General features: G+C 33.6%; 21 protein-coding genes and 1 riboswitch. Of the genes, 2 read left to right on the forward strand and 19 right to left on the reverse strand.

Translation table 11 applies throughout. The features are described from left to right. Window positions 1-70 precede the first annotated feature (70 nt). From JN168_RS09830 to sufC, 10 genes are all read right to left on the reverse strand, one after another. Window positions 71-1,390 (reverse strand): bifunctional metallophosphatase/5'-nucleotidase, encoded by a 1,320-nt coding sequence (locus tag JN168_RS09830; protein WP_279525848.1) that lies wholly within the window; start codon window positions 1,388-1,390, stop codon window positions 71-73. A 21-nt stretch (window positions 1,391-1,411) separates the two neighbouring features. Next, entirely contained in the window at window positions 1,412-2,239 is an 828-nt protein-coding gene (locus JN168_RS09835; RefSeq protein WP_042739750.1) for a sulfite exporter TauE/SafE family protein, read from the reverse strand. A 7-nt stretch (window positions 2,240-2,246) separates the two neighbouring features. After that, a complete protein-coding gene (locus tag JN168_RS09840) occupies window positions 2,247-3,095 on the reverse strand; it encodes a DUF72 domain-containing protein (protein WP_232154855.1) in 849 nt (282 codons plus the stop codon). Between the two features lie 285 nt (window positions 3,096-3,380). Next, entirely contained in the window at window positions 3,381-4,442 is a 1,062-nt protein-coding gene (locus JN168_RS09845) for an NAD(P)H-dependent flavin oxidoreductase (protein ID WP_042739748.1), read from the reverse strand. Window positions 4,443-4,490: 48 nt separating this feature from the next. Further along, window positions 4,491-5,510 (reverse strand): hemolysin family protein, encoded by a 1,020-nt coding sequence (locus JN168_RS09850; protein ID WP_107590038.1) that lies wholly within the window; start codon window positions 5,508-5,510, stop codon window positions 4,491-4,493. A 259-nt stretch (window positions 5,511-5,769) separates the two neighbouring features. Next, on the reverse strand, window positions 5,770-7,167 hold the full coding sequence (gene sufB, locus JN168_RS09855) for a Fe-S cluster assembly protein SufB (RefSeq protein ID WP_042739746.1): 1,398 nt from the start codon (window positions 7,165-7,167) through the stop codon (window positions 5,770-5,772). 159 nt (window positions 7,168-7,326) lie between these two features. Further along, window positions 7,327-7,773: a Fe-S cluster assembly sulfur transfer protein SufU gene (sufU, locus tag JN168_RS09860; protein ID WP_042739745.1), complete on the reverse strand. Its 447-nt coding sequence runs from the start codon at window positions 7,771-7,773 to the stop codon at window positions 7,327-7,329. Beyond that, window positions 7,763-9,001 (reverse strand): cysteine desulfurase, encoded by a 1,239-nt coding sequence (locus JN168_RS09865; protein WP_232154854.1) that lies wholly within the window; start codon window positions 8,999-9,001, stop codon window positions 7,763-7,765. The genes sufU and JN168_RS09865 overlap by 11 nt, the downstream gene beginning before the upstream one ends. Window positions 9,002-9,149: 148 nt before the next feature. After that, window positions 9,150-10,457, reverse strand: a complete 1,308-nt coding sequence (gene sufD / locus JN168_RS09870) for a Fe-S cluster assembly protein SufD (RefSeq protein ID WP_042739743.1) — start codon at window positions 10,455-10,457, stop codon at window positions 9,150-9,152. A 97-nt stretch (window positions 10,458-10,554) separates the two neighbouring features. Next, window positions 10,555-11,316: a Fe-S cluster assembly ATPase SufC gene (gene sufC / locus JN168_RS09875; protein ID WP_042739742.1), complete on the reverse strand. Its 762-nt coding sequence runs from the start codon at window positions 11,314-11,316 to the stop codon at window positions 10,555-10,557. A gap of 442 nt (window positions 11,317-11,758) precedes the next feature. Here sufC and JN168_RS09880 point away from each other — a divergent pair, with 442 nt between their 5' ends. Continuing rightward, complete coding sequence (locus JN168_RS09880) at window positions 11,759-12,787, forward strand: hemolysin family protein (RefSeq protein WP_232139388.1); 1,029 nt, start codon at window positions 11,759-11,761, stop codon at window positions 12,785-12,787. Window positions 12,788-13,382: 595 nt separating this feature from the next. Here JN168_RS09880 and JN168_RS09885 read toward each other — a convergent pair. From JN168_RS09885 to JN168_RS09915, 7 genes are all read right to left on the reverse strand, one after another. Then, on the reverse strand, window positions 13,383-14,195 hold the full coding sequence (locus JN168_RS09885; protein ID WP_042739740.1) for a MetQ/NlpA family ABC transporter substrate-binding protein: 813 nt from the start codon (window positions 14,193-14,195) through the stop codon (window positions 13,383-13,385). A 22-nt stretch (window positions 14,196-14,217) separates the two neighbouring features. Then, the gene (locus JN168_RS09890; protein ID WP_042739739.1) at window positions 14,218-14,913 is read right to left on the reverse strand and encodes a methionine ABC transporter permease; all 696 of its coding nucleotides are present in this window, start codon (window positions 14,911-14,913) and stop codon (window positions 14,218-14,220) included. Continuing rightward, on the reverse strand, window positions 14,906-15,931 hold the full coding sequence (locus tag JN168_RS09895) for a methionine ABC transporter ATP-binding protein (RefSeq protein WP_042739738.1): 1,026 nt from the start codon (window positions 15,929-15,931) through the stop codon (window positions 14,906-14,908). Before JN168_RS09895 ends, JN168_RS09890 begins: the two co-directional genes overlap by 8 nt. 83 nt (window positions 15,932-16,014) lie before the next feature. Continuing rightward, a riboswitch (SAM riboswitch) is annotated at window positions 16,015-16,122 on the reverse strand. 55 nt (window positions 16,123-16,177) lie between these two features. Further along, window positions 16,178-16,477, reverse strand: a complete 300-nt coding sequence (locus tag JN168_RS09900) for a thioredoxin family protein (RefSeq protein WP_042739737.1) — start codon at window positions 16,475-16,477, stop codon at window positions 16,178-16,180. Next, the gene (locus JN168_RS09905; protein ID WP_042739736.1) at window positions 16,474-16,866 is read right to left on the reverse strand and encodes a toprim domain-containing protein; all 393 of its coding nucleotides are present in this window, start codon (window positions 16,864-16,866) and stop codon (window positions 16,474-16,476) included. The genes JN168_RS09900 and JN168_RS09905 overlap by 4 nt, the downstream gene beginning before the upstream one ends. Window positions 16,867-17,162: 296 nt before the next feature. Then, window positions 17,163-17,543: a glycine cleavage system protein GcvH gene (gcvH, locus tag JN168_RS09910; RefSeq protein ID WP_042739735.1), complete on the reverse strand. Its 381-nt coding sequence runs from the start codon at window positions 17,541-17,543 to the stop codon at window positions 17,163-17,165. Between the two features lie 174 nt (window positions 17,544-17,717). Continuing rightward, window positions 17,718-18,071 carry an arsenate reductase family protein gene (locus JN168_RS09915; protein WP_042739734.1) on the reverse strand — a complete coding sequence of 118 codons (354 nt, stop codon included), beginning with the start codon at window positions 18,069-18,071 and terminating at the stop codon, window positions 17,718-17,720. Window positions 18,072-18,213: 142 nt separating this feature from the next. Between JN168_RS09915 and JN168_RS09920 the strand changes: the two genes are divergently transcribed. Further along, window positions 18,214-18,534 (forward strand): thioredoxin family protein, encoded by a 321-nt coding sequence (locus tag JN168_RS09920; RefSeq protein WP_042739733.1) that lies wholly within the window; start codon window positions 18,214-18,216, stop codon window positions 18,532-18,534. 66 nt (window positions 18,535-18,600) lie between these two features. Here JN168_RS09920 and JN168_RS09925 read toward each other — a convergent pair whose 3' ends face one another. Then, window positions 18,601-19,140, reverse strand: coding sequence for a nitroreductase family protein (locus JN168_RS09925; protein ID WP_279525849.1), 540 nt, complete (start codon window positions 19,138-19,140; stop codon window positions 18,601-18,603). Window positions 19,141-19,207: 67 nt separating this feature from the next. Beyond that, a complete protein-coding gene (gene aroD / locus JN168_RS09930) occupies window positions 19,208-19,927 on the reverse strand; it encodes a type I 3-dehydroquinate dehydratase (protein WP_107512404.1) in 720 nt (239 codons plus the stop codon). Window positions 19,928-19,937: the final 10 nt, after the last annotated feature.

Raw genomic sequence — 19,937 nt, forward strand, 5'->3', positions numbered from 1 at the left:
CCTCCTGAATTGAAATCTGTATATATTATAACGAAATTCGGGGCAAATTTAAATGTATATTGTCCATCTTTTAATATTCCAAAAGTTTCTCTTTAAATATATCACGTAGAAACTCAGGCATTAAATATTCAATTGCATGTTCCTTTAATGTTGGGAAATAACGACCAAATGTATACATATCGACGGTGCCTAGTGTATATGTTGTATCGTCATCAATTTCCTCCCCATTTATAAAGAAACGAGATTCAGATTGAATGATGCCAATATTAAATAAAATATAACCACCAAATATATCTCCTCTAAAACCTAATCCTTGTGCAAATTCATTGATATACTCTTGCTTTTGACTTTTGATGATGACTTGCTTTAATTCCTGTCCAGTTAATCTAATGCGCACCAAATTAATCGGATGTGGAAGCATTTGGTGTATGTCATACTCTGTAACTTGATCCGCTTCAATGCCTTTTACGATTAATCCCGCATTAATAATCGTACAATCCGCATTGGTAAATTCAAATACACTCTCTGCTAACAAATATGCTGATTGCGTGATTACATCTGTTCTTCTAGGTAAATATACTGGATGATCAACAACTGGGTCACTCAAGAGTAAGCGCCCTTCTTCTTCATAGTTGGTTTCAACTTTTGGTAATTGTGTCACTGGATATAACGTTGCTTTTTTATTTATAATACGCTTATCTTCTATATCTAAAGTAACTTCACCAAGATAGTAGCCATACTTTCCTGCGGCCGCCATCAACACCCCATTATTCATCTTTCCATTTAAAAAGTGATGATGTGTATGACTGCCTAAAATAAGATCTATTTCTGGGATTTCTTGACATAATTTTTCATCAAAAAACACACCAACATGACTCATAATTATAAGTATATCATAGGCACCTTCATTTGCACTGATTTCATCTTTAATAGCCTCTAATGGATCTGTAACAACCCAATCTAGAGCACGATAAAACGGCGTGAATTGTGCAGTTGCAGCCACAAATAGAATTCTAACACCTTCAATTTCTTTAATGTAAGAAGACTGAATATGATTTGGTAGATTACCTTGTTCGTCGAATACATTCGCACAGGTAATTGGAAATTGAGCATCATTATATAATGCATTTAATGCATCATGTGAAATTGTCATTCCTTCATTATTGCCAACCGTAGCTAAATCACAATGTGCTTGATTCAATAATTCAACATTCTTTGTCCCCATAGTTGCTTCAGTCACAGGTGCTGATAAATCAACATGGTCACCGATATCAAGATAGAGTGAGGGATGATTTAATTTAGGTCTTTCTTCATTCAAATATGCTGATATGTTTGCATATTCTTGAAGGTGACTATGTATATCATTCGTATGATAGATTGTTAACTGCATCGCTATTCCCCTCCTCAAGTATTATAAAAATGACTTAATTATTAGATATATACCCATTATTAACATAACTGTGCGTAATAATGTTACAACTGTATCTGATTTAATTGAATGATTAATCTTAACTCCTAACTTAGCACCAAAGTAACTTGAAATAATCAATACAATAGAGTAAATCCAGGCTACATGACCTAAAGCAATGTGTCCTGCAGAACTCATCACACTTGAAAAGAAAATCATCATCATACTTGTTCCAACTGCCACATGTGGTGGAAATCTAAATACAATTAACATTAACGGCGTCATTAATGCACCACCACCGATACCAAACAAACCTGTTAGGACACCTATAAATAGTGTTGCAATAAATGCCACGACCGGTGGCACACTATAATGAAACGTCTTACCTGTACCATCCACATATGTTTTTTCATATTTTGGTTTATTAAATATTTTTAGTGGCTTAATATTATTTCTAACCATTAATAATATTGAAACAAAGATTAAAAATATCCCAAAATATAAATTAAATGACTCTAACGTTAAATAACGGCTTAAGATAGAACCAATTAACGAACCAGGTAATAAACCAAATAAAAATATAGAACCATTTTTCACATCCACTTGTTTAGTCTTTAAATACCCTAACGTAGATGATAATCCCGTTACAATCAAGATTACTGACGAAGTACCTATTGCAATTTGTGGTGTAATACCATGTAAAATATCATTATCCACGCCTAAATAAACAAGCGTTGGCACAATAATTATTCCACCACCTATGCCTACCAACGATCCTAAAATAGCTGATAATGCACCAATTAATACCAATAACACTATAGTTAACATCAAATCTCTCCTAAAATAATTTCAATTGCTTTGGTGCGAGTCCTTCATAATCTATTCCTAATAATTGTTGATATTGCTTAGCATTATTTGCTGCATGACCACCAGAATTATTATTAAACACAACATAAATCCTTTTAGCTTTATGCTCTAAAACTTTAACTTTATTAACTAATTCCATCAATTCTTTATCACTGTAATCATAAAGATATCTAACATCTCTCCACGCTTCATCTGTCATATCCTTTTTCGTCCAACCATTAGTATTACGCCCATGATATCGTACAAATGCAGTTTCATGCGTAATACGATTAATTAAAGGTATAGAACCTTGGCCTACTTGCGGTTCATCACAAACTGCATGAATCAGTTCATGGTCAGTCAAAAATGCTAATGTTTGCTCTTTATACTCCTCATTAAACCAAGACTGATGTCTAAATTCTACACATACTGGAAATGACTTTAATTGTTCTCGAACATAACGGATGTATGCAATATTTTTAGCAGTACAATCAAACCAAGGTGGAAATTGAACTAATACCATTGCTAATTTGTTAACCTCTTGCAAAGGTTTAATCATAGCAATAAACTGATCAAACAATGCTTGTCTCGTTTCTGCAAAATCATGATAATCAGCATGTAACGTTAATGCCTGGTGAATTTTCACAATGAATTCAAATCTTTTAGGCGTTTCTCTTATCCACTTATTAATATTTCTCTCCGGCTGTATTGCATAATATGAAGCATCTAATTCTACTATTGGAAAATGACTCGCATATGTAAGTAATTTATCTGATTTTCTTTGCAAGTCTACATAGAGTGAATCGTGATCTCCCCAACCAGTTAATCCTATATTTATCATAATATCACCACATTAATGATACCATATCTGAATTAAGGTAATCACTTGATAAATTCTAAATCATCATAACTTTACAATGTAAACAGAATAACATTTAATCTGCAGTTGTTTTTGAATTTAGTTAAAAAGAAAAGAGCAATCGCTCCTCTGTTTAGTAAAGTTAATACTAACCCTAATGCATACAATGCAATTGAATCATTGTAATAACAATCACTTTCAATTTTATTGTATTTGAGTGCTTTGCTCTTTTACAAATATATTCAGTTATAGTCTATAAAATTCACTTTAAATCAAAGTTTCTGTGTGTCGGATGATTTGTTGCATCAATGTAGATGCCGAAACTGCACGCGCCAATCTTGGCGACTGACCACTCCATAAATGCGTCCATTTTGTATCACCATTTTGTGCCGATGCCTTTCTTATAGCATTTGTAAGTTGATTCTGAATTGGATAATCCGGGATGTCATCATCATATCTATTCATATTATGAATGAAATCATTATCAATACCTCGCGCTGGCTTACCACTAAAGACCTTGGTAACTACCGTATCCGTTTCTTTACTTTCTTGTATCGCATTTTTATATAACGTTGAAGCTCCACTTTCTTCAGTAGTTAAAAACGCTGTACCTAATTGGGCACCTTTAGCCCCTAAAACCATGCTCGCAATTAATCCTCGCGCATCCATTATTCCACCAGCAGCAATCACTGGAATATTAACAGCATCTACAATTTGTGGCACCAATGACATTGTACCAACCAAGGGTACTTGATCACCTGCAACATATGTAAATGACCCCCTATGACCACCAGCTTCACTACCTTGTGCAATCACCATATCCATCCCTGCTTGTTCATTCGCAATAGCTTCTTCAACTGAAGTCGCAGTACCAATTAATTTCATATGATTTTGCTTTAATTTATCAATAATTGCACCATCAGGTATACCAAAGGTAAACGAAACAATAGGTACATTTTTTTCTATTAATAATTCTATTGCAGTATTAAATTGTTCTTCTTCACTAATATTAACTGTAGGTTCTTCAAGGTTCAACGCCCGTCGATAAGGTCGTAACCAAGCATTCATTTTTTCAACCTTTTCAGGTAAATATAACTTATCACTTGGCACAAATAAATTCACTGCGAATGGTAAGTCTGTTAATTCTTGGACGTGTGTAATTTCTTGATCTAATTTATCCGTTGTAAAGTAACCAGCACCTATCGTGCCTAACCCTCCACTATTACTCACCGTTGCTACTAACTCAGGCGTTGTACTCCCTGCCATACCAGCTTGGATAATTGGATAACGAATACCTAATTTCTCTGTGACATCATTTGTTAATTTCATGAAAAAACACCCCTTTAAAGATCTCCACAACGATTATTAATCTAGCACTTATTTTTTATAATATGCAGTGAGTTGCTGTTTCAGTTTTTCTCTTTCTTCTTCATCCATCTCATCTTCGATTTCCATACCTAACATTTCCTCAATCAAATCCTCATGTGAAACGATAGCATCCGTTCCTCCATATTCATCTAATACAATTGCTAAGTGCTTACGAGACACTGTCATTTTTCTCAACACCCATTCCGCTCTATTATGTTCATTGACGAATAATGGCTCTGAAATATAGTTAGAAATATCATCTGAAGTCTTTCTACTCCAAGCTAACAAATATTTTGAGTGAAAGACACCAATAATATGATCAATATCTTCATCGTATACCGGATATCGTGTATACGGATTGGAAACTACAGTTTCATATGCCTCTTCATAAGAAATATCAGAAGGAAACGCAGTAACATTTATCCTAGGTGTTGTATCAATATCTGTAATCTTTAACTTTTCAAAATTCATGACACCTTGTATGCGATTTTTCTCAACTTCATTAAACGCACCTTGACTCTCTGCAATCGTAACGATTTGTCTAATTTCTTCCTTAGAAAAACGCTGCTCTTCCTGTGAATGATTCGGCACCATATTTTTAATTATCTTAGTTAATTGATTTAAAATGATAATGAGAGGCTTTATTACAAAAATATAACCTACAAGTATCGGATAAATCCATCGTGTGGTCTTCTCTGGATAAGCCTCAGCAAAAGCCCTTGGAACAACCTCACAAATAATAATGACGCCTATAATAGCAAGTAATATCGTTAATATCATGTTAAATTCCCGGTTCTCAGACCACAAAGTTACCAAAGAAATTAAAATAATATTAGCAACATTTTTACCGATAACAATAGCTGTTAAATAGACACTTGGTTTATTTAATAGCTGATAAATTTTATTTGCTTTATTTTCCCCTTGTTCAGCTTTTGACTGTAGCTTCATCCTATTTACAGCAGATAAAGCTGTCTCGCTGATTGAAAAGAAGATTGACGCAAACAAAAGTATGATTATGGCTATAATCATCTATGCATTTCTCCTTTTTAATTTAACAAAATGTTATTTTCTTTTAAACATATATTCCCATCATACACTTTTACTAAACGCTTAGCTATAGGCATACAATCAAATTTAGCATGACGGTTATAAATGACTTCATAGTATAAATTGATACAAAAAACACGAGACCATACTATGAATTCAATACCATTTCGACAATGGGTATCAAATGTGTATGCCTCGTGTTTTTCTTTAAATTATAAGTGTTAAATGTGGAGATACAATCCTATCCGATTGATCCTTCCATTTCAAATTTGATTAAACGGTTCATTTCAACTGCATATTCCATTGGAAGTTCTTTTGTAAATGGTTCAATGAAGCCCATTACAATCATTTCAGTTGCTTCTTCTTCAGAAATACCTCTACTCATTAAGTAGAACAATTGCTCTTCAGAAACTTTAGAAACCTTCGCTTCGTGTTCTAATGAAATATTATCGTTAAATACTTCATTATATGGAATTGTATCAGAAGTTGACTCATTATCTAAAATTAATGTGTCACATTCGATATTTGAACGCGCACCTTTTGCTTTACGGCCAAAGTGAACGATACCTCTATAAACAACTTTACCGCCATCTTTAGAAATAGATTTAGAGACGATTGTAGAAGAAGTGTTAGGCGCTTTATGAATCATCTTCGCACCAGCATCTTGCACTTGTCCTTTACCAGCAAATGCGATAGATAATGTGCTACCTTTAGCACCTTCACCCATTAATACACAGTTTGGATATTTCATAGTTAACTTAGAACCCAAGTTACCATCTACCCATTCCATATTTCCGTTTTCATAAACTAATGTACGTTTAGTAACTAGGTTATAAACATTATTAGCCCAGTTTTGAATTGTAGTATATCGTACATGTGCATCTTTGTGTACGATGATTTCAACAACTGCTGAGTGTAGTGAACTTGTTGTATAAACAGGCGCAGTACAACCCTCAACATAGTTTACTGATGCACCTTCATCAGCAATGATTAAAGTACGTTCGAATTGTCCCATATTTTCAGAATTAATACGGAAATAAGCTTGTAATGGTGTATCTAATTTAATGTTTTTTGGAACATAAATAAATGATCCACCAGACCATACAGCTGAGTTTAATGCCGCAAATTTATTATCTGCTGCCGGAACAACCGTTGAGAAATATTGTTTGAATAGTTCTTCATTTTCTCTTAATGCACTGTCAGTATCTTTAAATATAATACCTTTTTCTTCAAGTTCTTTTTCCATATTATGGTAAACAACTTCTGATTCATATTGAGCTGAAACACCAGCTAAATATTTTTGTTCAGCTTCTGGAATACCTAATTTATCAAACGTACGCTTGATTTCTTCTGGTACTTCATCCCAAGAACGTTCAGTATTTTCAGATGGTTTTACATAATAAGTGATATCATCAAAATCTAATTCTGATAAGTCTCCACCCCACTGTGGCATTGGCATCTTATAGAATTGCTTTAATGATTTCAATCTGTAATTAAGCATCCATTCTGGTTCATCTTTCATATTTGAGATTTCTCGAACGATATTTTCTGTTAATCCTCGTTCTGATCTAAAAATGGAAACATCTTCATCGTGGAAACCATATTGATAATCTCCAACATCAGGTGCTTTTTTAGCCATTTCAATCACTCCTTTTATATATTTAAAACGACTTCTATTGCAAACGCTCGTCTATTCTAAGCATGTATTATAACTTGTCTGTTCATTTTCTAATTTTAAGTCTTGCTGTTACCCTTAGTGTGAATGGAATTTTACACAATGTCAACGTGTTGTGCTTAATTATTCCTCATTACCTTCTTTTTCGACTGTGCCTTTTTCTAATGCTTTCCAAGCTAGTGTGGCACACTTGATTCTTGCAGGGAATTGAGAAACACCTTGTAATGCTTCAATATCTCCCATATCTTCAGTAATTTCATAATCTTCGCCCAACATCATTTTTGTAAATTCTTGACTCATCTTCATTGCTTCTGCAAGTGAATGACCTTTTACCGCTTCAGTCATCATTGAAGCACTAGACATTGAAATCGAACATCCTTCACCATCAAATTTCGCATCCTTAATGAAGCCATCTTCTATATCAAATGTCAGATGAATACGGTCACCACATGTTGGATTATTCATATCTACCGTCATCGAACCATTATCTAATTTCCCTTTGTTTCTTGGGCTCTTATAGTGGTCCATAATTACAGAACGATACAATTGATTTAAATTATTAAAATTCATACGAGAAAAACTCCTTCGTCTGTTTCAATGCTTCAACCATTTGATCAACGTCTTCTTTCGTATTATAGATATAAAAGCTAGCACGGGCAGTTGAAGATTGATTCAACCATTTCATTAACGGTTGTGCACAGTGATGGCCCGCTCTTACAGCAACACCTTCTGTATCTACTGCTGTAGCCACATCATGCGCATGTACGTCACCTAAATTAAAGGTAATAACACCTGCACGACGTTCTTTCGGAGGACCATAAATTTCAATATTCTCGACTTCTAACATTCTATCGTAAGCATATTGCGTTAACGTTGCCTCATGCTCATGAATCGCGTCAAAGCCGATACTTTCCAAGTAACGAATCGCCTCAGCTAAACCGATTGCTTGTGCAATTAAAGGCGTTCCCGCTTCGAATTTAGTTGGTAAATCTGCCCATGATGCATCATACTTACCGACGAAATCTATCATGTCACCGCCAAATTCAGTAGGTTCCATTTGATTTAACAACTGTCGTTTGCCATAAAGTACGCCGATACCTGTTGGTCCAAGCATTTTATGTCCACTAAAGCTATAGAAATCAACATCTAAGTCTTGCATATCTAAATCCATATGCGGTGCCGCTTGCGCACCATCTACACTGATAACTGCACCATGTGCATGTGCCACTTCAGTGATTGCTTTAATATCATTAATAGTACCAAGAACGTTAGAAATATGAGCAATTGCTACAATTTTAGTATTGTCATTAATTGTAGCCTTAACATCTTCAATGTTTAATTCTCCAGTTTCTGTCATTGGTATAAATTTTAAAGAAGCATTTTTACGTTTAGCTAATTGTTGCCATGGCACAATGTTTGCATGATGTTCCATCTCTGTAACCACAATCTCGTCACCTTCAGAAACATTAGCATCGCCATAACTATGCGCTACTAGATTAATGCTAGCAGTTGTACCTCTCGTAAAAATAATTTCCTCAAAGTATTTGGCATTAATGAAATTTCTAACTGTCTCTCGTGCATTTTCATAACCGTCTGTCGCAAGTGAACCTAAAGTATGAACACCACGATGAACATTAGAATTATAACGTTTATAATAATCGTCAATCGCTTCTATAACTTGAATTGGCGTTTGACTTGTCGCTGTTGAATCTAAGTATGCCAATCGCTTACCATTTACTTGTTGGTCAAGAATTGGAAAGTCTTTTATAATTTCATTCACATTTAATAATTCGGTCAAATTATCCTCAGACCTTTCTTTATTAAGAATCTATAATCAGTCCTTAGTTAAGGCGAAACATCATTATGCTAAAGCAATCCTTTACTACAGCATAATCGTTTCTTTCATGACTATTGTCCTAACATTACTCTGATTGCTTAACTATTTATTATTTGTTTACTTTTAATTCAATAACTTCACGTAATTGACGCTTAACGTCCTCAATAGGTAATTCACGAACAACAGGGTCTAAGAAACCATGAATAACAAGTCTTTCAGCTTCTTCACGTGAGATACCACGACTCATTAAATAATACAATTGTTCAGGGTCAACACGTCCAACTGATGCTGCGTGACCAGCTTCCACATCATCTTCATCGATAAGTAAGATTGGGTTCGCATCGCCACGTGCATTTTCAGAAAGCATCAATACACGAGATTCTTGGTTCGCAATTGATCTTGTACCACCATGTTTGATATAGCCAATACCATTGAATACAGTAGAAGCATTTTCTCTCATTACACCGTGTTTCAAGATATAACCATTCGTATCTTTACCATATTGTACAATCTTAGAAGTTAAGTTGATTTTTTGGTCTCCAGTACCAACAACAACTGATTTCAAGGCACTTTCTGAACGGTCACCAATTAAATTAGTTGAATTATCAATAATTTGGCTACCTTCGTTCATTAAACCTAACGCCCAGTTAATCGTTGCATCTTCAGCTGTGATACCACGTCGAATAATGTGTCCAGTGAATCCTTTATCTAAATAATCCACAGAACCATAAGTGATTGTAGAATTCTTTCCAGCATTTACCTCTGAAATGATGTTAATTTGATTACCTTCACCACTTGCAGTAGATAAATAGTTCTCAACGTAAGTTACTTCAGCACTTTCTTCAGTAGCGATAATAACATGATTGTATAGACTAGCATTAGCATCGTCATGTAATACAACATATTGTATAGGGTTTTCTACTACAACATTTTTCGGTACGTATACAAACACACCACCGTTAATTAATGCAGTATGCAAAGCAGTTAATCTATGTTCATCGAGAGCAACTGTTTCTGTCATTAAATATTGTTTAACTAGCTCTGGGTGATTTACCAAGGCTTCTGATAGACCTTCAACGACTACACCATCTTTTGTAGCTGATTCAGATACTTTTGAAAAAGCTAATGTATTATTGTGTTGAATAATTAGATTATCAGAATTTTCTACATCTATAATTTCTTTTACTGCATTTGGTAATTCTTCTAATGACTGGAATACACTTCCAGTTGTTTCATGTTGTTTAAATGAGTCGAAGTCCCATCTATTAATTTTCGTTTTATCTGGTTTTGGCATTTCTAAAGTTTCAGTTAATTTCAACGCTTCTTTACGTAATTCTGTCATCCAAGCTGGCTCATTATGGGCTTGTGAATACTCAACAAGTTGCGCTTCAGAAATGTTTAAAGTTTCAGTCGTCATACTTTTTTCCTCCCATTTGATGATCGTATGATTTAAATCCTTTGGCAATAATGAATGCCTTAAATCTTCATCTTATTTTTTGCATAAAAGTTCAGATTTATTCTGTAGCACCGTACTCTTCTTTAACCCATTCATAGCCTTCTTCTTCAAGACGTTTTGCTAATTCAGGACCGCCTGAAGTTACAACTTTACCACCGAACATTACGTGTACGTGATCTGGTGTAATATAGTTTAATAGACGTTGATAGTGAGTGATGATTAATGAACCAAACTCATCTCCACGCATTTGGTTAATACCTTTTGAAACTACTTTAAGTGCGTCGATATCAAGACCTGAGTCGATTTCATCTAAAATAGCAAATTTAGGTTCTAACATCATTAATTGTAAGATTTCGTTACGTTTTTTCTCCCCACCAGAGAAACCTTCGTTAAGATAACGTTGTGCCATATCTTGATCGATATCTAAGAAATCCATTTCTTTGTCTAATTTTTTAATGAATTGCATTAAGTTGATTTCTTCGCCTTCTTCACGTTTTGCATTAATAGCTGAACGCATGAAATCTGCATTTGTTACACCTGTGATTTCAGATGGATATTGCATAGCTAGGAATAATCCTGCTTTTGCACGTTCATCAACTTCTAATTCTAAAATGTTAACACCGTCTAATAATACTTCACCTTGAGTTACTTCGTAGCTTGGGTGTCCCATGATAGCTGATGATAATGTTGATTTACCAGTACCGTTTGGCCCCATGATTGCATGTATTTCACCAGTGTTGATTGTTAAGTTAACACCTTTTAAAATCTCTTTATCTTCAATAGACACATGTAGGTCTTTAATTTCTAATGTAGATGGCATACATATTCCCTCCGTAATATATGATATGTTTTTCCTTACTAGTTTATAATAATTTTAATCTACAGTCAAAAGACTAAAATCATATTACAACTAATAATTATAACGTAGTTACATCCGAATATAAACCTTTTCAAGCGCTAAATTAAAATAGTTCTTAAAACACAATGATTTTTGATAATGATACTAAGAATTGATTAACTGATAAAATATGAAGTAATGTTCTCAATACTATAATTTAGACATATAAATCAAAATATGCGCTTATCATAGAATCAATACACACTCATTAATAGAATGTAATAATTGAATTTACTCATTTAATTTTTGTGTATTTTAACTATAAAATTCATTCTTTACATTAGACTTTTATTTTTGATTTATTTATAATAATAGTTCAATCAATATGATTGAACTTAATTATTTAGGAGGAATTAATTCTTTATTGGGAACCTTATTTAGTTTATTGACTTTTATCATTTTATTAGCATTAACAGCATTTTTCGTAGCGACCGAGTTTGCTATCGTAAAGGTGAGATCATCACGCATTAACACACTCGCAAAACAGAATAACAAGCGAGCACGTGCTGCACAACAAGTCGTGTCCAATCTCGACGAATATTTAGCTGCCTGTCAATTGGGTATCACGATAACGGCTCTAGGTATCGGTATGGTTGGTGAATCGACATTCGAATTCATACTACATCCATTGTTCAGTAGTTTAGGACTTTCAGACACTTTGATACATGTTTTCACACTTATCGGTGCATTTGTTATTGCAACTTATTTACACGTTGCAATTGGTGAGATGGCACCAAAGACAATCGCTATCCAAAAAGCCGAACAAATTACTTTATTAATCGCAAAACCTATTATCTTGTTTTCTAAATTATTTTATCCATTTATTTTTATACTTAACGGTTCAGCGACATTAATATTAAAGTTATTTGGTATGACGCCTGCAAAGGAAAGTGAAATATATCATTCAGAGGAAGAAATCAAGTTACTATTAAAAGAAAGTCATGCTGGTGGAGAAATTTCGCAAAACGAATTAACGCATATCAACAGAGCGTTTGCCTTTGACGAAATGAAACTTCAAGATGGGTATGTAGCAATGGCAGATGTAGCTGTGATTAATGTACAAGATAGTTATGATGACACAAAGTCTTATATTAGCAAGGCACATTACACAAGATTCCCTGTGTATAAAGGAGAAAAAAGTAATATTATCGGCTATATTCATGCCAAAGATTTACTCAAAGATAATGTTACTTCACTCGAGACAATTACCAATTCAATTCTTAAATTAAAGCCCGACACAAAAGCACATCACGCTTTAGAACAAATGAAAGCACATCAAATTCATATTGCGTTAATTGAAGATGACAAGCAACAACCACTTGGTATCGTAACTATGGAAAACATCTTAGAAAAAATCGTTGGCGACATCAAAGATGAGCACGATCGTGTTTAACTTATAAGTTAAGTAATTGAATATTCTTTTAAAGGAACAGACACCTCATTTATTGAGTGTTTGTTCTTTTTTATTTACGATACTTATTAATAGGCAGATTGCGTTCAACTGACCACTACACACTTCAACACATCCTGTTCAAATCGACCTTATAACTTGACCATTTGCTTTCATACACCCCACTACGCTATAACACAATGTTAATACAACAGCTCTTGCACACAATTAATATGACTCAAACTTCCAAACTTCTATACGGCAGGAACTATTTTTTCTTCTTTTCATTTATTGAAATAATTACTGGCAATAACCCACAACAGATAACTATTACTAATATCAGTCCAACATTCATAAGTACGTACCTCATTTGTATCTATTATTATCACTTATTACATGATTTTAAGTAGCAATATAATATAATTAATCGCCCTTTAATATTAATGTATACACTTTAATTTATATTTAAACATTTACTGAGGAATCGTATTTCTTCCATAACTATTTATAGTTATTTGAGTGTCATTATTTAAACTCCTTAATATAAAAAATCCCCCACTAACCATTACGGCTAGAGAGGGATGGACTATATTCAATATTATTTTGCTGGTACTACTGCACCATCATATTTTTTATTAATGTAGTCTTTGATTTCTTTAGAATGTAATACTTCCATTAATGCTTTGATTTTCTTATCGTCTTTGTGTCCTTCTTTAACTGCGATTAGGTTAGCATATGGATTATCTTTTGCTTTCTCAACAACAATTGAATCTTTTTGTGGACTTAATTTTTGATCAATAGCAAAGTTAGAGTTAATAATTACAGCATCTGCTTTTTGGTTTTGATAAATCTTAGGTAAGTATTCTGCAGATTGTTTGTTGTTAAATTTGATATCTTTTTTGTTTTCAGTGATATCTTTAAATGTAGCATCTTCAGGTTTTACACCTTTTTTCAATTTGATTAAGCCTTCATCAACGAAGAATTTTAAGAATCTACCTTCTTCAGCTGGGTTGTTTGATACGTAAACTGTTGCACCTTTTGGTAAGTCTTTTAAGCTTTTATATTTTTTAGAATATACAGCCATTGGTTCTAAGTGTACGTTACCAGCAGATTCAATTTTATAACCTTTGTCTTTTTTATCTGTTTTTAAATATGGTGTATGTTGGAAGAAGTTTGCATCCAATTCACCTTTATTTAATAATTTATTTGGCGTAGTGTAGTCGTTAATTGTTTTAATCTTTAAGTTATAACCTTTGTCTTTAAGTAATGGTTTAGCCTTTTCCAAAATTTCTGCATGTGGCGCTGGTGATGCTCCAACTGTAATGGTCTTATCTTTCCCGCCGCCATTACCACAAGCTGCTAAAACAAGTGCAAGAACTAAAACCGAAGCAAAACTAAATAATTTTTTCATATCGTTAAGTCTCCTTTTAATTTTATCTCTTATCTATCTTATTTGTAGCCCAATCACCAATAAATTGAATGATAAAGACAATAATAAGTATTAAAATAGTTGAAACTAAAATGACATCATTTTGGTTTCGGGTAAATCCAGTTAAATATGCCAAGTTACCTAACCCACCTGCACCAATAACTCCGGCAATTGCCGTTGAACCAACTAATGCGATGGCAGTAACCGTAATACCTGAGATTAATGCTGGCATTGCTTCAGGAATTAATACCTTTTTAACTACAGTCCAAGTATTTGCACCCATTGACCATGCTGCCTCGATAACACCTTTATCGATTTCTTTAAATGCAATTTCGACTAATCGTGCATAGAATGGTGCAGCACCGATAATTAGTGCTGGTAAAGCACCAGTAGGACCACTAATTGTTCCAAGTACTAAGCTTGTAAAAGGAATTAATAGCAATATCAAGATAATGAATGGTATCGCTCTGAACAAGTTAACAATGAACGATACAATATTATAAAATATTCTAGCTGCCTTCGAATCACTTTTAGCAGATAAGAATAATAACACACCTAAAATTAAACCAAAGATAAATGCAAATATCGTAGAAACAATTGTCATATACAATGTCTCGTATGTTGCAATCCAAACCTCACTCCATTGAACATTTGGCATTGTAATCATTTCTTGGAGTATGTCACTAAATGAATTACCCATGCTTTAACACCTCCAATGAAACATGTTGCGCTTCTAAATCATTTTTGAACTTTTCGAACTTTTCTGAATCTAATGATGGTAAATGTAATACCAAGAATCCGATGGAACCGTCTTTAGAATGTTTGATATTCGCTTCTAATATGTTCACATCAATATCATGTGTTTTTGTAATATATGAAATAAGTGGTTCAGTCGTATTATTACCTGTAAAGTTTAAACGTACGATATACGAATTATCATCAATATGTACTAAATCAGTAATAGACTCATCAAAATCATCATTTAAATCATCTTTGACAAAACGTTTTGTCACATCGTGTTGTGGGTTTTCAAAGACAGATGTGACTGCACCTTGTTCAATGACTCGGCCATTTTCCATCACGGCTACTTCATCACATATGCGTCTAATAACTTGCATTTCGTGTGTAATGATCACAATTGTTAAATTACGTTGTTCCTTGATTTTCAACAGCAAATCTAAGATTTCATCCGTTGTTTGTGGGTCAAGGGCACTCGTTGCTTCATCACATAGTAATACATTCGGCTCATTAGCCAATGCTCTTGCAATACCGACACGTTGTTTCTGACCACCAGATAGTTCTGACGGATAAGCGTCCTCTCTACCTTTCAATCCTACTAGCTCCACTAGTTCTAGTGCACGTTGTTTCGCTTCTGATCTTGAAACACCTGCAATTTCTAATGGAAACGTAATATTATTTAAAACCGTTCTTGACCATAGTAAGTTAAAATGTTGAAATATCATGCTCACTTTTTGACGTTTTTTACGTAATTCTGATTTTGATAGTTTCCCTATAGTATCGCCATCAATGATAACGTCTCCTGAAGTAGGCTGTTCGAGATTATTTAAGAGTCTGATTAAAGTACTCTTTCCTGCACCAGAAAAACCAACTACCCCAAAGATTGAGCCTGATTGAATGCTTAAATCAACATGATCTACAGCAAGTACGTCTTGTTTCTTAGTTTTGTACCTTTTCACTATTTGATTTAACTCAATCATCATAGTTGCCTCCTTGTATTGCTCTATCAATTAAAAAATGCTTTCCCTTGTTCACCGAAGAATAGAGAAAGCATTTGCCGCTTCTCTCATCTCCAAAAGTCCAACAAGACTTTTTGTGAATTGGCACCATTTCTGTTACAGACGGTTGCCGGGCTTCGTAGGGCACATCCCTCCACCTCTCGTGATAAGAGTTTCATTTATTTAATTATCAATAATCCTACCATCGCACTAGAGATTCGTCAATAACTATTTTAAATTTTCTAATAAATAAGGTACCGACTGAAATGCGTAAATACGCTTTATCTCTTGACCTTTTGACATGACTATTAGTACGGGTACAGATTGAATTTCGTGCTTTTGGCTATATTCTGGATAAAAATTCAAATCCACTTTCGTAATTGGTAATTGTAAGATTTCATTAGCGATGTCTAACATTCGTTCAGATATTTTACATGTTCCACACGTAGGTGTATAGCCAAACACCAGTGATTTCTCTTTATCATCGTGTTCATGTATATCGACACGCGTTTCTTTTGCTACGTTCATGTTAATAAACTAACCCTTTCAGCTATATAATCTATTTGAGCCTTTGCCATGCTCTCTTCATCCTTTACTTTAAATCCATTTTTTTCTAGAACTCGTGAGAGATATGGCTTTGGACATTTTGCAACTTCACAATATTGTTTATCAATTCTAATATGATGACTTTCACTTAAATAACGTTTAAACCATTTACGGATTTTTTCACCTTCATTATCTGAATCAACAAGTATATGCACTTGTTTTCCATATAATGATTCAATCATTGCATCTAATTTATCAACGCCCATTGTACCATTCGTACAAATAATTTCAATTGGCTGATCTATAACTTGCTTTACCCTCTTCTTGTCGGACTTCCCCTCGACAATGATTACTTGGTTCAGTATCGTCATGATATCCACCCTCTAAATGTTGATAGTTATTCTCTTCTATTAAGTTTTTCACATTAGTTAATAAGCATAAACATTATTTACATTTTTATCATGTAACCTTTGCACACTCTAGATAAATTTGACTATAACTTAATTGTTCACATATAGTTATTGCATCTATTTTATGCATTACCACAGCATATAACATCTTATTTTTATATTGTTAAAGATTATTCATCCGCTTAATATAATTTGCACTATTTTTACATATAAAATAAAACTCCCAGATTCAAAGGATCAAGGAGTTTCAGTCATGTTTATTCACCAATCATTTCAGAATATTGTTCTGCTGATAATAAATCTTCTAATTGGCTTTCATCACTTAATTCAATTTTAATCATCCATGCTTTTTCATATGGTGATTCATTTACAAACTCAGGGCTATCCTCTAACTCATCATTTGAGCTAAGTACTTTACCTGAAAGTGGTGCATATAATTCAGAAACAGTTTTTACAGATTCAACACTACCAAAAGTGTCGCCTTCATTAATTTCATCATCAACTTCTGGTAATTCAACGAATACGATATCTCCTAATTCGTTCTGAGCGTATTCAGTAATACCAATTGTTGCTGTATTTCCTTCGACTTTTACCCATTCATGTTCTTTAGAATATTTTAATTCGTTTGGTACTGCCACGAGTATCCCCTCCTAAATGTTATTACATATTCATGATGCCATATGAAAGGTATTAGGGCAACTATAAAGTGGGATAACATTGCACCTTCAACCGTTTTTCGCTCATTTTTATAAAGCGTTTTCATTTTTTGTAAATTTATTATGCTTTACTTGATTGCCATGATTAATATTGTCTTATAACCAAACTTGTTTATATTCGTCTTCTTTAAAGCCAACAGTCACTTTATCACCAGATACAGCAAGTGGTCGTTTAACTAGCATACCGTTTGAAGCTAGTAAATCTAGTTTTTCATCATCTGTTAAATCATTTATCTTATCTTTGAGACCTAACTCTCTGTATTTTGCGCCATGCGTATTGAAAAGTTTATTAATTTCAATATCTGTTCCAGCTAAAATTTCTTTAAATTCACTCTTAGTAGGTGTGTGTTGTACAATATCAATTGGTTCAAAGCTAACGCCATAGTCTTTTAAGAATTTTGCTGCTTTTTTACATGTTGTACAATTAGGATACTGGTAAAATTTTATCATTATTCTGTACCTCCTATGTCTAGTTATCACTAATATATCAAATTTATTCATAAAACGCTCTAATTATTAAGCTAATTTTTTTTATTAGAATTATAATTTCGCTATAATAGTATTACTAATCTATCAAAAAGGAGAATTAATTATGCAACCTATTAATACAACTGATCAATTTAAAGAGACAATTCAAAGTGATCAACCAGTCATTGTTAAATTCGAAGCAGGCTGGTGCCCTGATTGTAAAGCTATGGATATGTGGATTGATCCAATAACTGAAAAATATAATGATTACCAATGGTTTACAGTTAACAGAGATGAATTAGAAGATGTAGCTGCAGACAATGAAGTGATGGGAATTCCAAGTCTACTCGTATTTAAAGATGGAAATAAATTAGCACACTTACATTCTGCAAATGCTAAATCACCAGAACAAGTTGAATCTTTCTTAGCAGAAACATTTAAATAATAAATTAAGGAGTGAGACTAAAATCTATTGATATAGACTTCTTGGTCTCACTCCTTTTTTAATGGGCTAAAACTTTTCAATTATATTTTCAGTATGTCGTGGTCTATAATTCATTTTATCTTCTAAGTCAGTTAAATATAAAAATCCTAGTAAACGTTCGTTTTCTTTAATATTAAATAGAGCTTGGACTTCTTTGTCAAAAATATAAGGCGGCGTCTTCCAACATGTACCTATTCCTGCTTCATGCAACAATAGCATCAAATTTTGTACATAAGCACCAAACGCCAAATGATCTTCTAAACCTTCTAATTGATGAGGGTCTTCCTTTAAAATCAAGACCAACATACCACCTAAATTAGTAACGACTTGATAGTGATCTTCTTGCTTTTTCGGTTTATCATGAAACGCAATTTGAGTTAGTTGTTTACTCATATTTCCCAATCTATCTTTAGCAACGTGAATCACTCTCCACGGTTCCCTGTGTCCATGGTTAGGTGCATCAGCAGCCTTTTTAATCGCATCATATAATGCATCTTCATCTATAGTCATATCTCTCTTAAAGATTTTTACACTTCTACGTTGTGAAATAGCCTCTTGCAGTTCCATAGTTATATCGCCCTTTCTCTATTGATAACTATTATCAATTATAATGTAGAATGACGATATTTTCAAATTACTCATATAGATTCAACTGTGCTCTCAATGTTTCAACATGAATTTGACCAGGTGCTTTCGGTGTATCCAAACAACCATAAGAAACTACTCCACCAAATACACCTTGCGCAGTCCTTGAAACAATACCTAATTTAGACATTGATATGCCAATCACTTTTTCTGATACTGTATCAGCGGTTTCAGAAACCACTTCTAACAAGCGTAGCACATCCATCTTGTCATGTGGCATCACAGCAACCTTGATATAGCTTGGTGACAATTGGTGCATTTTAAAATATAAATGCTTTAATTCTTCTATAGGCGGCGTTTGTTTGAAATCATGATATGACAATACAGTTTCCACACCTTGTGACTCCACATCATTTACAAGTGCTATGAATAAATCTCTGTTAACAGACTTGTCAAATTCAATATCTAGTAAATCAACACCATTGACATTGCTAATATTGAATAACAATTGTCTATAATTATCATCTTCAAGTGTTCCTGCACCACCTTGTGATTGCGTTCTATAGGTCACCAATAATCGCTTATTGATATTCAACTCTTTTATTGACTCAATAGTTTGCTCCAATAATTCATTATTGTACGCTTGCCACTGATCTATGCGCAATTCAATAATTTCAAATGAGTCACTATACAATTTTAATTGTTGTAGTGTTTCTTCAGTTATTTTATTTTCTGGAGCTATCGTCACAGCAATATCGACTTTTGTCATTATATGTACT

Source organism: Staphylococcus gallinarum (assembly GCF_029774255.1).
Lineage (GTDB): Bacteria > Bacillota > Bacilli > Staphylococcales > Staphylococcaceae > Staphylococcus > Staphylococcus gallinarum.

Bases quoted from the DNA above. Each gene is read 5' to 3' on its own strand.
- JN168_RS09895 (WP_042739738.1), bottom strand. From the start codon at position 15,931: ATGATTGAGTTAAATCAAATAGTGAAAAGGTACAAAACTAAGAAACAA.
- sufU (WP_042739745.1), bottom strand. From the start codon at position 7,773: ATGAATTTTAATAATTTAAATCAATTGTATCGTTCTGTAATTATGGAC.
- JN168_RS09900 (WP_042739737.1), bottom strand. From the start codon at position 16,477: ATGAACGTAGCAAAAGAAACGCGTGTCGATATACATGAACACGATGAT.
- JN168_RS09915 (WP_042739734.1), bottom strand. From the start codon at position 18,071: ATGATAAAATTTTACCAGTATCCTAATTGTACAACATGTAAAAAAGCA.
- aroD (WP_107512404.1), bottom strand. From the start codon at position 19,927: ATGACAAAAGTCGATATTGCTGTGACGATAGCTCCAGAAAATAAAATA.
- JN168_RS09850 (WP_107590038.1), bottom strand. From the start codon at position 5,510: ATGATTATAGCCATAATCATACTTTTGTTTGCGTCAATCTTCTTTTCA.
- JN168_RS09830 (WP_279525848.1), bottom strand. From the start codon at position 1,390: ATGCAGTTAACAATCTATCATACGAATGATATACATAGTCACCTTCAA.
- JN168_RS09845 (WP_042739748.1), bottom strand. From the start codon at position 4,442: ATGAAATTAACAAATGATGTCACAGAGAAATTAGGTATTCGTTATCCA.
- JN168_RS09840 (WP_232154855.1), bottom strand. From the start codon at position 3,095: ATGATAAATATAGGATTAACTGGTTGGGGAGATCACGATTCACTCTAT.
- JN168_RS09925 (WP_279525849.1), bottom strand. From the start codon at position 19,140: ATGGAACTGCAAGAGGCTATTTCACAACGTAGAAGTGTAAAAATCTTT.
- JN168_RS09920 (WP_042739733.1), top strand. From the start codon at position 18,214: ATGCAACCTATTAATACAACTGATCAATTTAAAGAGACAATTCAAAGT.
- sufC (WP_042739742.1), bottom strand. From the start codon at position 11,316: ATGCCATCTACATTAGAAATTAAAGACCTACATGTGTCTATTGAAGAT.
- JN168_RS09885 (WP_042739740.1), bottom strand. From the start codon at position 14,195: ATGAAAAAATTATTTAGTTTTGCTTCGGTTTTAGTTCTTGCACTTGTT.
- JN168_RS09905 (WP_042739736.1), bottom strand. From the start codon at position 16,866: ATGACGATACTGAACCAAGTAATCATTGTCGAGGGGAAGTCCGACAAG.
- sufD (WP_042739743.1), bottom strand. From the start codon at position 10,457: ATGACGACTGAAACTTTAAACATTTCTGAAGCGCAACTTGTTGAGTAT.
- JN168_RS09890 (WP_042739739.1), bottom strand. From the start codon at position 14,913: ATGGGTAATTCATTTAGTGACATACTCCAAGAAATGATTACAATGCCA.
- sufB (WP_042739746.1), bottom strand. From the start codon at position 7,167: ATGGCTAAAAAAGCACCTGATGTTGGAGATTATCAATATGGTTTCCAC.